The sequence below is a fragment of the Microbacterium sp. genome (assembly GCF_044340635.1).
In the GTDB taxonomy this organism is placed as follows: domain Bacteria; phylum Actinomycetota; class Actinomycetes; order Actinomycetales; family Microbacteriaceae; genus Microbacterium.
Window position 1 is genome coordinate 21296 of the sequence record NZ_JBIITF010000018.1, and the last position, 12326, is coordinate 33621.

A 12326-nucleotide genomic window follows, 5' to 3' on the forward strand; every position below is an offset into this window, starting at 1 on the left:
TCGGCGGACTCCGTCGGGTTCGCGTCAGTTGGATCCTGCGGATGCAACCGATGCGACGGAGGCCGCGGATGCCGCGCTGGGGATGCTCGCGGGCGAGTCGTAGACCGGCGCCGGTGCGGGCTGCGCCGGGGCCGGAGCAGGTGCGGGGGCGGGCGGCGGGGTGATCGGGGAGGCGACGCTGGCGGGCGTCGGGACCGAGGGCGGCGTCACGACGGAGGCGACCGAGACGACCGAGACCGAGGTGTCGGTCACGTTCATCTGCACACCCGAGCGGTCGAGCACGCCGGACTCACGGCCGGTGATCGCGCCACCGGGAAGAACGGTGCCGTCGGTGGAGCGCAGGTCCATGCTCGCGGCGGTGGCCGCAGCCCCTCCGGCGAGGATGCCGAGCCCCACAACGCCGATTGCGCCGAATGTGATCCACTTCTTCTTGGTGTCCATGTTTCTCTCCTTCGTCTGTGACCCGGGGGGACGGGCTCTGTTCGATATCTCCAGATTGGCAAGCCCCGCTAAGGGCCCTCGAAGCCGGACATGAGGGCGGTCTTAGGTATTCTTCGATTCGCTTACGAGATCGTGAGCATGGCCCAGCAGCCGCTGGCTGCGCAGCGATTCGCCACCCTCGGCGGCGGCGAGCGCGTGACCGAGCAGGTGTACGGCCGCCCGCCCGCGGACGCCGGGCCGGTCGCCCCACCGCACGAGAGCACCGTCGGCGAGCGCCCACGCACGCGGGGCATCGCCGCCGGCCTCCGTCAGGATTGCGCTCGCGATGGCGTGGCTGAGGAACGCGGCGCTGTCGTCGGCGGCGAACCCGCGGCCGGCAGTGTCGACGTCGATGATGCCGGCGAGGCTCACCTCCGACCCCCCGCCCGAGAGGAAGAGCTGACCGAGGTGGAGATCACCGTGGATCGACCGGGGCTCACCCAGGCCGACATCGAGCGCGGCAGCCGTCTGCTCCGAGACCAGACGCACCGCATCGGGCCGAGCCGCGACGGCCTCGAGCTTGGCGGCGTACCAGGGCAGACGATCCTCCAAGCCCGTACGCGCCGTACGCCGAAGCGGCACCTGAGCAAACCGACTCTGCACCTCTTCGGCCACATCGAGCAGCGCTTCGGGATGCCACCCGACCTCCGTCGCCGGGGCCCCCTCGGCCGACGCGAGGGCGATCAGACCCTCGGGCGACCAGGCGAGGATCTCCGGGACGGGAATGCCGGATGCCGCGAGCAACGTGTGGGACTCGACGATCTGCTCCACCCGCGACGGGCGGACAACCTTCAGCCACACCACTCCCTCACGCGTGGGAACGGTGAGCACGGCCCGACGGCCGGGACGATAGGCGACCATCGCGGTCGCATCCGTCGCCTCGTACCCGATGCGAGAGAGCAGGACCCCCGCGGCGCCGCCGTAGGCCGTCGGCGCCAGGGCAGGAAGATGGGGATCGGCCGGATGCATCCAGATGCGCGCGACTCCCGGCAGCGCCATGCCGGTCTCGACAGCGACGTCCAGGCCCGAGGTGTCGATGAAGTAGTCGCCCTCGAGCGGCGCACCCGCCACGGCGAACGCGGCAACCGAGCCCGGCCCGAGCGGCTCCCGGCGGATGAAGCTCACGCGGTCGGGCGCGATGTCGAGCGCGTCGCACAGAAGCGCCGTCTCGGCGGCGGCGGGATCGCATCGAGTCATCCATCCATCCCAGCACGCGCGTCTAAGGTGCTTCGTGAGACGTTCCTTAGGCGGTCCAGCCGCCTCGCGTCCGCCGACATACTGAGAACATGAACGAGGCGGACCCAGCAGAAAAAGGCCGGAAGCGAACCACCTTTTCTGTCCGCACACGCATCATCGCGGTCATCACGATCGTCGCCGCGCTCGGCCTGATCTCGGTGGGCGCGGCCGTGTACATGGTCGAACGTGCGCGCATCATCGCGCAGATCGATGATCGGCTCGCCGCGAACCTCGACTCGGCCCGCTACCTCATCTCGCAGGGGAATCCGGAGACGGGCACCTGGGCCTCTTCGACCGAAGCGCTCACCACGGTCGTGCAGCGGATGAGTCCGGACGACAACACCGGCGCCCTGGGAGTGATCGAGGGCCAACCGGCTCTCGCGCCCGGTGTGGCGCTTGACGTGGACCTGAGTGCCGCCCCCGGGTTCGTCGCCGAAGTCACCGAGCAAAGCGCCGACGGCCAGCCCGTGATCGGGACGTATGTGGCCGGCGACCGCGTCTGGCGCTATCTCGCGGCCCCCATCACGGTGCCGGATTCCCCGGCGCCCGAGACCGCTCTCTTCACGATGGCGTACGACGTCGAGGCCGAACTCGCCGAGATCAACGTCGCGGCGCAGGTCTACCTCATCGCCGGCGCGATCGCCCTCGTCGTCATCGCCGGAGTCGCGTGGCTGGTCGCAACACGGCTCCTGCGTCCGCTGCGCCAGATGCGCGAGACGGCAGACCGCGTGTCGGCCAACTCACTCTCGGAGCGTCTGCCGATCCAGGGCCGGGACGATGTCTCCGAACTCGCCGCCACGATGAACGCCATGCTCGATCGTCTGGACGACGCGGTGGACTCGCAGCGCCGCCTGCTGCACGATGTCGGGCACGAACTGAAGACCCCCATCACGATCGTCCGCGGGTACGTCGAAGTCATGGACCCCAGCGACCCGACCGATGTGCGCGAAACCCAGGCTCTCGCGGTGGACGAGCTCGACCGGATGGGCCAACTCGTTCAGGACCTCGCCCGCTCGGCCTCGTTGCACGGCGCGTCGCCGATCGCGCCGCGCCCGGTCGATGTCGCCGACCTGACACACCAGGTGGTGCGCAAAGCAGAGGGCATCGAGGGCGCGTCGGTGAGCGCGGGCACGCACGTCGACATCGTCGCGGCGCTCGACTCCGACCGGATCACACAGGCCCTGCTGCAACTGGCGCAGAACGCCGTCACACACGGTGACGGCACCGTGGTGATCGGCAGCGCGCTCGCCGGACCCCACCTCGAATTCACCGTTCGCGACCACGGCCCGGGGGTTCCGCTCGGTGAGCGCGACAGAGTCTTCGAGCGCTTCTACCGCGGAGAAGAGGGGCGGGATGCCTCCTCCGGAAGCGGTCTCGGACTGAACATCGTGCAGGTCATCGCCCGCGCCCACGGAGGCTCGGCGCGGGTCGAAGACGCCGAGGGCGGCGGCGCGCTGTTCGTGGTCTCGGTACCCCTCCGGCGTCCGGTGGAACAGAGTCCGGCCCCCTCGGGCGTGCCTCCGCGACCTCCGGTACCGCCCCTGCCGTTCCCCGTCGAAACCGAGAAGACCACCTGATGCCTTCGATCCTGATCGCCGACGATGAAGCACGAATCTCGGGATTCATCGACAAGGGACTACGCGCGGCCGGATTCGCCACGAGCGTCGCCAAGACCGGGCCCTCGGCGCTGAGCCTGGCCCTCACCGGCGAGTTCGATCTGCTCGTGCTGGACGTCAACCTGCCCGGAATGGACGGCTTCGAGGTCCTCGAACAATTGCGCGGATCGGGATCCCGCCTGCCCGTCATCATGCTCACCGCGCGCGTCGAGCTGCACGACACGATCGCGGGTCTCGAGGGCGGTGCCGACGACTACCTCGGCAAACCGTTCCGCTTCGACGAGCTTCTCGCGCGCATCAGACTGCGAATGCGGACGGATGAGCCGGCCGTGGTATTGGAGATGGCGCACAAGGGTCTCACCCTCGACATCCGGACCCGGCGTGCACTCGTCGACGGACGCGCGGTCGAACTGTCCGCGCGCGAGTTCGCCCTGGCTGAGGAGCTGATCCGGAACGCCGGACAGGTCCTCAGCCGTGAGCAACTGCTCAGCCGGGTTTGGGGGTACGACTTCGACCCGGGTTCGAACGTCGCCGACGTCTACGTCGGATACCTCCGCCAGAAGCTCGGCTCCCACCGCATCGAGACCGTGCGGGGAGCCGGCTATCGCCTCATCTAGCCGCAGGCCTCATCCAGCGGCAGGTCACTCGGCGGCGTCATCCCCCGAGCGGGCGTTGTAGACCACGACACCGCCGCTGTCGACCGCCGCGCGATAGGCGCGGAAGACCGCGAGCGCCTCGTCGCGCAGCACATCTTGCACGACCTCGATGCCGCGGGCCTCGAACTGCTCGGCCCAGTCGGCGACCATCGGTCCCTCGTCGAAAGTGCTGATCTCCTCCAGCTCGGGGCCCGATCCCGCGACGACCAGCGTGCGCACCCCCGACCACATCGTGGCCCCGTAGCACTGCACGCAGGGACGCCAGTTCACGACCAGCTCATGGGGAGAGAGCCCCTCGGCGCCGAGATCCCAGGACCCGACCCGGGCCTGCGCCGTGCCGAGTGCCGTCACCTCGGCGTGCGCGGACGAGATCCCGCTGCCGAGCACGACGTTCACCCCGACCGACACGATGCGGCCGGTGTCGGACTCGGCCACGAGTGCGGCGAATGGTCCGCCGTTGCCCTCTCGCCAGTTGCGATCGGCGAGACGGTGCACGAGCGCCATCCGCTCGGCCCGGTCGGGAATGATGTCGGGAACGCCGTGCAGTTCCTCCCCGATCCAGTCGGGCAGGTTCACCGAGTATCCGGTCGCGAAATAAGCCATGTCCATGCGTCAGTCCTCCGGGAGCAGCGCGTCGCGCTGAAATAGGGCGTCGAGGGCCGTGAACTCGGCCGTGAATTGTGCGCGCAAACGCGCCTTCTGATCATCGTCGCAGAACGCGGCATCGATGCCGTTGAATGCAATGCGACGCGCGGTCGCCGCGTCGACGCCGAGCGCCGGCAGGGCTTCGCGGAACTCGCGCCCGATGTCGGTGCGGAAGAACATGGCATCGTCCGTGGAGACGTTGACGGCGAGTCCGGCCTCGATCATCCGGGCGATGCGGTGGTCGGGCGTGAGCTGCCAGTCCGAGCAGATCGTCGTCGACACGGGGGTCGCGCAGAACGGCAGCCGCCGATCGCGAGCCTCCGCGACGAGGTCGGGATCATCGAGCACACGGTATCCATGGTCGATGCGGTCGACACCGAGATCATGCATCGCAAAACGCACGGAGTGCGCCTCGGACCGGTCCGTCTCGCCGACGTGCGCGGTGAGGCGCAGGCCCGCGCTCCGGGCGAGGGCAAACGCCTCGGCGAACCGCTCGGGAGCCTCGAGCCCCTCGGGCGTCAGATCATCCATCCCCAGCCCGACGACACTCGGTCGCGGGTTCTCGGCCATGAGCTCCACGAGACGGATGGCTTCGGCACCGCTCTCCGCACGATTGACCGCGACGACGATGCGGAATCCGACTCCGTACCGCGTCTCTGCCGCCGAGAGTCCCGAGATGAGGGGGTCGACGACATCCGCGTAGGACATCCCGCGCGCGATGAAGTACTGCGGGTTGACGTAGTACTCGCGATAGCGCAGACCCGCCTCGATACCGACGCGGACACCCTCGAGTGCGACCGCCTCGATGTCTTCCGGGTCGCGCAGCACGTCATGAGCGAGCTCGAAACCCACCAGGAACTCGCGCAGATCGGCGTACGCGAACAGGCGTGCCGGATCGCTCGTGGGCAACTCCACGCCGTGCTTGCCGGCGAGCGCGACGAACAGCTCGGCGGTCATGGTGGACGTGAAGTGACAGTGCAGCTCGGTCTTCGGCAACAGCTGCAGATAGTCGGCGTAGCTCAGCACGGGGCTCCTCGGGGCGCCGGTCGGGCGACGGCACCCGCTCAGCTTGCCCGATGCGTGTTTCGCGGCCGTAACGGGCCAGAATGGGTGACCGTGAGACTTCTCGTCGCGGCGCTGGACGCCGAACTCGTGGCTTTCCCCGCTCAGATCGACGGTTTCGACCGTCTCGTCACCGGACCCGGCAAGCTGAAGGCGGCCGTCGCCCTCACACGAGCCCTGTCGGCTCGCGAATACACCGAGGTCGTGGTGGTCGGCACGGCCGGTGCCCTGGACCCCGACCTCGAGGCGGCCGTGCACGAGATCGGCACCGTGCTGCAGCACGATGTGAGCGACCTGGACGGCATCGTCGGGCAGCACGTCTCACTCCCCGCCCGCATCGACCTGCCGAACGACGGCCACGCGATCGCCACCGGCGACATCTTCGTCGACGACGCGGATGCCGTCGTCCGGATCCGCGATCTCGACGCGGTGCTGGTCGATATGGAGGCCTACGCCTACGCGTATGTCGCCGGCGAGTTCGGTGTGCCGCTGCGCATCATCAAGGCGGTTTCGGACCGCGCGCAGGATGGCGCGACGCAGTTGTGGGACGAGGTCGTCGCGACGTGCAGCGCGGCTCTCTGGGAGAGCTTCCGCGCCGACTACGGACTGTAAAAGATGAGTAGTCCGACGGGTCAGTCGTCCGACGATCGTGCGAACACCATCCGCAGGATGACGAACACGATGAGTGCGACGACCGCGACCGCGAGCAGCTTGAAGACGAACGCGAGGACCGAGAACAGGACGTTCACGAGCACCCACGCAATGATGATGGCGACGATGACGCCGATGACTGTCCACAGGGTGCCGGTCTTCATTCCCCCAGCCTAGGCTGATCGACGGCGCCCGTGGGACCGCCCCCACCTCTGAGCAAGGAGCAGCATGACACGTATCGGCCGCAGCGATCTCGATGTCTTCCCCGTCTGCCTGGGCGCCAACGTCTTCGGGTGGACAGCGGATCGCAACGAATCCTTCCGCATCCTCGACGCGTTCCACGGCGGCGGCGGCGACTTCGTCGACACCGCCGACTCGTACAGCGCGTGGGTTCCGGGGAATTCGGGTGGTGACAGCGAGCGCATCATCGGTGAATGGCTCGCCGCCAGGCGCCCGGAGAACGTCGTCATCGCCACGAAGGTGAGCCAGCACCCGGACTTCCGCGGCCTCGCGCCGAAGAACATCCGCGCGGCCGCCGAGGCGTCGCTGCAGCGCCTCGGGGTGGACACGATCGACCTGTATTACGCGCACTACGACGACGAAACGGTGCCCCTCGAAGAGACCGTGGCCGCGTTCGGTGACCTCGTGACAGACGGACTCGTCCGCCACACCGCCGTCTCGAACTACTCCGCCGACCGCATCCGCCAGTGGGTCGGTTACGCGAGCGCGGCGGGAAGCGCACTGCCCGTTGCGGTGCAGCCGCACTACAACCTCGTGCACCGCAACGCGGTCGAAGAGACGATCGTGCCGGTCGCCGAGGAGTTCGACCTCGGACTCGTGCCGTATTACGCCCTGGCGAGCGGCTTCCTGAGCGGCAAGTACCGCTCGGCGGATGTCCCGGATGCGCCGGGCACCTCTCCGCGTGCGAAGGGTGCCGCGAAGTACGCCACACCGCAGGGCCTGGCGATCGTCGATGCACTCGAGTCGATCGGCTCCGCGCATGGTGCATCGATCGCCACGACCGCGCTGGCATGGTTGCGCGCCCAACCGGCGGTCTCCGCTCCGATCGCGAGCGCGTCACGCGTGGACCAGGTGGCCGATCTGCTCGCCGCCGGCACCCTGGAGCTGTCCGCGGCTGAGCTCGAGGAGCTCGACCGCGTCTCGACCTGGTCGCCCGCCTGAATCAGACGGGCAGGGTGGCGTGGGCCGCGACCTCGCTTGAGCCGTCTTGCGCGACGGCGACGAGCAGCTGAGCGGGGATCTGATCCTTCATCGCCTCGACATGGCTGATGACGCCTACGGTCCGGCCGCCCTGTCGCAGTTCGTCGAGGGTTCGCATGGCCGTGTCGAGGGTTTCGGCGTCGAGTGAGCCGAAGCCCTCGTCGATGAACAGCGTGTCGAGTTCGATTCCGCCGGTGCGTCCCGTCACGACCTCGGCGAGGCCGAGCGCGAGCGCGAGGGAGGCGAGGAACGTCTCTCCGCCGGAGAGCGAGTGCGGGGGGCGCGGACGCCCCGTGTAGGCGTCCAGCACGTCGAGGCCCAGGCCGGAGGCGGCCCCGCGCGCGGCGAGGGAGTCCGTGTGCAGCAGGCGGTAGCGACCATCCGACATGTCGTGAAGACGCAGGTTCGCGGCCTGCACGATCTCTTCGAGTTCGGCCGCCAGCACGAAGGTCTCGAGCTTCATCCTGTGGGTGTTGGGCGCCTTGCCCGCCACCGTGTGGGCGAGGCGTTCGATCGTCTCGTGTTCGGCGAGAGCCGCGGCGATGCCCGACTGCGCGACCTCCGCCTGCTGAGTGAGAGTGTCGAGTCGATCACGGGTCTGGTCGGCGGCGAGGGTCTGCTGCACGGCGGCGGTCCAGGCATCCCGGCTGTCTCGCCGCGCCCTTTCGGCAGCCTCGGTGTCGATCGGTTCGTCGGGCAGCATCTGCAGTTCGAGGTCGAGAAGCACGGCCTTCGCCGCGCCGAGTGCGGTCTCGTGTTCGCGGATCGTCTCGTCGAGCACAGATCGCGCGGCGGCATCGCGCAGGGCCGCGACCGCGGCGTCCGTCGTCTCGAAGCCCGACTCGGCGAGGTCCGCTTCGGCTCGTGCGTGCGCCGACACTTCCACCTGTGTGCAGCGCTCGACCGCAGCGATGGTGTCACGCAGCCGCTCGGCTGTGTGGGCCATGCGCTCGGCATCGGCGATTCTCTCGGCGACGGTGGTGAAGTCACCGCGCGCTTCCGCCAGGGCCTGGTCATCCGCCTCGATGCTCGCCTCCATGACGGCAAGCGACTGGGCAAGGATGTCGATCCGCGGCGTTGCGGCGTTGAGCGCGGCCTCGAGGCCGGCGAGGGTCTTCGCGCCTTCCTCTCGTTCGTTCCGCAGCGTCGTCGATTCGCGTTCGGCATCCGCGATCGTCGCGAGTGCCTGCGCGGCCTCGGCGCGGTCGTCGGTGAGCTGCGCGGCCGACCGCTCACCCGCGCGCCCGCGCGCGCCCGCCGCGGCCTGGCGGACGCTCGCGAGCGCCTCGGATGCGTCACGCTGCTGCGACACGGCGAGCGCAACCCGGGCCTCGGCCGCGTCGATGTCGTCGGCACTCACCGGATCGTCGCCGCGCGGCGCGGGTGCGGGGTGCTCCGTCCCACCGCAGACCGCGCAGGGCTCACCGGGAACGAGCGTCTCGGCGAGTTCGCCCGCGTGCCCGCGAAGTCGCCGCTCACGCAGATCGACCAGGGCCGCGGATTCGTCGGCGAGGGCCCGATCGGCTCCCAGCGCCAACATCTCTGCCGCGGTGATCTCGTCCGTCAGGCGATCGGCTTCCCTGGCCGCGGCGATACGTGCATCCAGGTCGGTGACGAGGGTCTCGGCGGCGGTACGGCCGCCCAGGGTCGGCGCGAGCTCCATCAAGCGCGCATCGATTTCGTCGCGGCGCGCGATTGCGACGTCGCGTTCCGCGCGGCTCGCTTCCACCTCGGCGGTCAGCGCGGCGAGGTCGGCCTGGCCCCGCGTGTACTCCGCGCGACGCTCGGCGATGCTCTGTTCGCGCTCGAGCAAGAGCTGCCATGCACCGACGGCGTGCTTGAGCTCGTCGATGCGAGCGGCGAGTTCCGACGTGGGCGGTGCGGCGTCAGCACCCAGCTCAACCCAGGCCGCGAGGGCACCCCGGCGCGCCTCTTCCGCGCGTGCCACGTCGGTGCGAGCGACGTCGAGGGCACGGATGCCGTCACGCGCCCGCTCTGCCCGGGTAGCGGCGTCGCGCTCGGTGCGGACTCCCGCGATCCGCGAAGCATCCGACTCGAGCGCAGCAACACTCTCGCGCGCGCGGTCACGACGTTGCTGCAACTCGCGTCGGGCGAGCAGGTCTGCGAGTGCGGCCTCGGCGGCATCCCGCGACACGAGGGCCGCACCTTCAGCGATGTCGGCGGTATCAGCCCGATACTTGGCGCGCTTCGCCGCCTGCCGAACACGTTCGATCCGCGACGCGGTGTCGGTTCGGGCCTCGCTACCCGCGGCGACGTCCGCGACATCGCCGCCGAGCCCCTGGTCCGCGATCAGCCGCTCCGCGTCGTCGAGGCGGTGCGCCAGCGTGTCACCATCGCGGGCGACACGCGCTTCGGACTCCTTACGGCGCTGCTCGAGCGCGTGCTCGTACTCCTCGAAGCGGCGCGTACCGAAGAGTGTCCGCAGAAGAGCCTGTCTCTCGCCGTGCGTCGCGAGCAGGAACCGCGCGAAGCGGTTCTGCGCGAGCAGGATCACCTGAAGGAACTGCTCCTGCGTGAGCGGAAGGATTTCGTGAAGCGCCTCGCCGACATCGCGGGGGCGTGCCGCGCGGCCCTCCCACCCGTCCTTCGCCCAGACGAACAATCGCGCCTGAGGCGGGGCGGTCGTCGTTCCCGTTCCGTTGCGCTTGGCCCGGTCGTACTCGGGCGACCGCTCCACCCGCCAGCGCTCGCCGCCGGCGCTGAATTCCAGCGCGACGAGGGTCGGGTCGTCGGGCGCGCTGTGGTCGCTGCGCAGGCGCTTCTCACCCATGTCGTAGCGCGGGACCGACCCATACAGTGCGAAACAGATCGCGTCGAGGATGCTGGATTTGCCCGCACCCGTCCGGCCCGAGATGACGAAGATGCCGTCCTCGGCAAAGGCGTCGAAATCGACGGCCTGGGGGCGGCGGAACGGCCCGAAACCCTCGATCTCGAGCCGATGCATCCTCACGCGAGCACGCCGCCTCTCGAACGTTCGTCATCTTTCGTACGGTCGGCGGCGGTCCGCTGGTCTGCGCCCTCCACGATCACGTCTGCCAAGATCTCGGCCTCGGCCTCATCGGCGGCCTGGCCCTGCCGCACGTGCGCGAGGAACGCCGAGATCAACTCACGGTCGTCCCGCGCTTCGCGCACCCGCGCCGAGTACGAGCGCTCGGTTGCCTCCGCCACGGACGCCGGGACGTGCTGCACGGTCGCGCAGTGCGGGAAACGAGCGAGCAGCCGCCGCATCGGGTCGCGCTGCGGCGTCGAGTCGGTGTACTGCGCGCACACCCAGGCGTCGGCCGCGGCATCGAAGCGAGCGTCGGTCAGCAGGTCGTCGAGCGCTCCGGTGATCGTGACGAGGCGTCGTGGCACCGCGAGCGGCACCCATTCGACCGCCGCCAGACCCGCTGCATCCAGGTCGATCAGCCACGAACCGCGCGGCTTGTGCTGCTCGCCGAAGGAGTAGTGCAGGGGGGCGCCGGCGTACCGCACCCGGGCGGAGAGCTCGTTGCGCCCGTGGATGTGGCCGAGGGCGACGTAGTCGGGGCCGTCGAAGGTCGTGAGCGGGACGACGTCGAGCGTGCCCTGACGAATCTCACGCTCGACCCCGGGCGTGGCCTCGACGTTTGCGGCGAAGCAGTGCGCGATCGCGATCGAGCGACCCCCGCGCTCGCCCCGATCGTTGTTCACGAGGCGCATCGCCTGCCCCATCGTCTGCTCCTGTGTCCGAAGCGCCACATCCGGCCAGACATGGCGGACGAGCGAGGGCTCGAGAAACGGGATGCCGTAGACATGCACGGGCCCGTGCTCGTCGTGCACGGTGACGGGAACACCCACGCGATCGGGACGGGTGAGGATGTGGATGCCCGCGCTCGCGGCGAACGGCGCCTGGAAGCCGAGCCGCGCAGCGCTGTCGTGGTTGCCGCTCGTGACGACCACCTCTGCCCCCGCGGCGCGGATCGCGGCGAGGGTGTCGGTCAGCAGCGGATAGCAGCCGGCTGCGGGGGTCGCGGAGTCGAAGACATCACCGGCGACCACCACGAGATCGACGCCGCGCTCGGCGACCTGCGACACGAGTTCTGCCAGCACGACCGCGAGCGCGGCGAGTGTCGAGTGCCCATGGAAGGAGCGCCCGATGTGCCAGTCGGAGGTGTGCAGGATGCGCATGCTCCCACGGTATGCGGGTGCGCCGACATCGGCCCGGTCCCGGGCCGCGGTTCGCCCAGAGTCAGGCCTCCGCGAGCTTGGCGATCTCGTCGTCCGACATCTCGATGCCCGCCTGATCGAGGCGCTGCTTCAGAATTTCGAACATGCGGTCCTGCCCGACGACGGCCTGATCGGCGCGCGTCTGGACGACGATGCCGTCGATCTTCTCCGCGGTTGACGTGTCGTTCATGTCCATCGCGGGCTCGGTCTGCACGACGTCGCCCGTCCGGACGATCGGCGAATCGTGGGCCGCATCCCGTTCGGCCGTGGCTTTCTCGGTGGGCGTGTTGTCGTGCGCGGATTCTCCCGAGGTCATGAGTCGCTCCTGTCATCGCCGTCGTTTTCGACGGATTCGTCCGTCACATCGTCACTCAGATCCGGATCGGCCACCTGGCCGGGCTCGGATCCCTCGATCGGCGCATCGGGCGCGACCGGCGCGTCGGCAGCGCGATTCGCGGTGTCGCCGCTCTGCCACCCACCCGTCGGATCGGCGTCGATGACGCCCTCTGGTAGTTCGTCGCGTGACGAGCTCATCGGATCTCCTCTTGCT

Annotated in this window: 13 protein-coding genes; 4 read left to right on the forward strand and 9 right to left on the reverse strand. The window is 69.4% G+C overall.

The window, feature by feature from the left end; genetic code table 11:
* Positions 1–24 precede the first annotated feature (24 nt).
* Both ACIQ0W_RS13805 and ACIQ0W_RS13810 read right to left on the reverse strand, forming a co-directional pair.
* Positions 25–441: a hypothetical protein gene (locus ACIQ0W_RS13805; RefSeq protein ID WP_396643294.1), complete on the reverse strand. Its 417-nt coding sequence runs from the start codon at positions 439–441 to the stop codon at positions 25–27.
* Positions 442–543: 102 nt separating this feature from the next.
* Positions 544–1677, reverse strand: a complete 1134-nt coding sequence (locus ACIQ0W_RS13810; protein ID WP_396643295.1) for a hypothetical protein — start codon at positions 1675–1677, stop codon at positions 544–546.
* An 89-nt stretch (positions 1678–1766) separates the two neighbouring features.
* Between ACIQ0W_RS13810 and ACIQ0W_RS13815 the strand changes: the two genes are divergently transcribed.
* Together ACIQ0W_RS13815 and ACIQ0W_RS13820 are read left to right on the forward strand one after the other, a co-directional pair.
* On the forward strand, positions 1767–3293 hold the full coding sequence (locus ACIQ0W_RS13815; protein WP_396643296.1) for a sensor histidine kinase: 1527 nt from the start codon (positions 1767–1769) through the stop codon (positions 3291–3293).
* Positions 3293–3949 (forward strand): response regulator transcription factor, encoded by a 657-nt coding sequence (locus tag ACIQ0W_RS13820; protein ID WP_396643297.1) that lies wholly within the window; start codon positions 3293–3295, stop codon positions 3947–3949. Before ACIQ0W_RS13815 ends, ACIQ0W_RS13820 begins: the two co-directional genes overlap by 1 nt.
* 24 nt (positions 3950–3973) lie before the next feature.
* Here ACIQ0W_RS13820 and ACIQ0W_RS13825 read toward each other — a convergent pair whose 3' ends face one another.
* Together ACIQ0W_RS13825 and add are read right to left on the reverse strand one after the other, a co-directional pair.
* Entirely contained in the window at positions 3974–4597 is a 624-nt protein-coding gene (locus tag ACIQ0W_RS13825) for a nucleoside deaminase (protein ID WP_396643298.1), read from the reverse strand.
* Between the two features lie 3 nt (positions 4598–4600).
* Positions 4601–5659 carry an adenosine deaminase gene (add, locus tag ACIQ0W_RS13830; protein WP_396643299.1) on the reverse strand — a complete coding sequence of 353 codons (1059 nt, stop codon included), beginning with the start codon at positions 5657–5659 and terminating at the stop codon, positions 4601–4603.
* Between the two features lie 90 nt (positions 5660–5749).
* Between add and ACIQ0W_RS13835 the strand changes: the two genes are divergently transcribed.
* Positions 5750–6307, forward strand: a complete 558-nt coding sequence (locus ACIQ0W_RS13835) for a nucleosidase (protein ID WP_396643300.1) — start codon at positions 5750–5752, stop codon at positions 6305–6307.
* A gap of 20 nt (positions 6308–6327) precedes the next feature.
* On the opposite strand, the gene ACIQ0W_RS13840 is transcribed toward ACIQ0W_RS13835, so the two are convergent.
* Positions 6328–6510 (reverse strand): hypothetical protein, encoded by a 183-nt coding sequence (locus ACIQ0W_RS13840; RefSeq protein WP_036299335.1) that lies wholly within the window; start codon positions 6508–6510, stop codon positions 6328–6330.
* A gap of 64 nt (positions 6511–6574) precedes the next feature.
* Here ACIQ0W_RS13840 and ACIQ0W_RS13845 point away from each other — a divergent pair, with 64 nt between their 5' ends.
* Positions 6575–7528, forward strand: coding sequence for an aldo/keto reductase (locus ACIQ0W_RS13845; RefSeq protein WP_396643301.1), 954 nt, complete (start codon positions 6575–6577; stop codon positions 7526–7528).
* Position 7529: 1 nt separating this feature from the next.
* Here the strand turns inward: ACIQ0W_RS13845 and ACIQ0W_RS13850 are convergent, their stop codons facing one another.
* The 4 genes from ACIQ0W_RS13850 to ACIQ0W_RS13865 all read right to left on the reverse strand — a co-directional run bounded on the left by ACIQ0W_RS13850 (position 7530) and on the right by ACIQ0W_RS13865 (position 12310).
* The gene (locus tag ACIQ0W_RS13850; protein WP_396643339.1) at positions 7530–10532 is read right to left on the reverse strand and encodes an AAA family ATPase; all 3003 of its coding nucleotides are present in this window, start codon (positions 10530–10532) and stop codon (positions 7530–7532) included.
* A 2-nt stretch (positions 10533–10534) separates the two neighbouring features.
* The gene (locus ACIQ0W_RS13855) at positions 10535–11737 is read right to left on the reverse strand and encodes an exonuclease SbcCD subunit D (protein WP_396643302.1); all 1203 of its coding nucleotides are present in this window, start codon (positions 11735–11737) and stop codon (positions 10535–10537) included.
* Between the two features lie 61 nt (positions 11738–11798).
* Entirely contained in the window at positions 11799–12092 is a 294-nt protein-coding gene (locus ACIQ0W_RS13860; RefSeq protein WP_396643303.1) for a hypothetical protein, read from the reverse strand.
* Positions 12089–12310: a hypothetical protein gene (locus ACIQ0W_RS13865; RefSeq protein WP_396643304.1), complete on the reverse strand. Its 222-nt coding sequence runs from the start codon at positions 12308–12310 to the stop codon at positions 12089–12091. The genes ACIQ0W_RS13860 and ACIQ0W_RS13865 overlap by 4 nt, the downstream gene beginning before the upstream one ends.
* Positions 12311–12326: the final 16 nt, after the last annotated feature.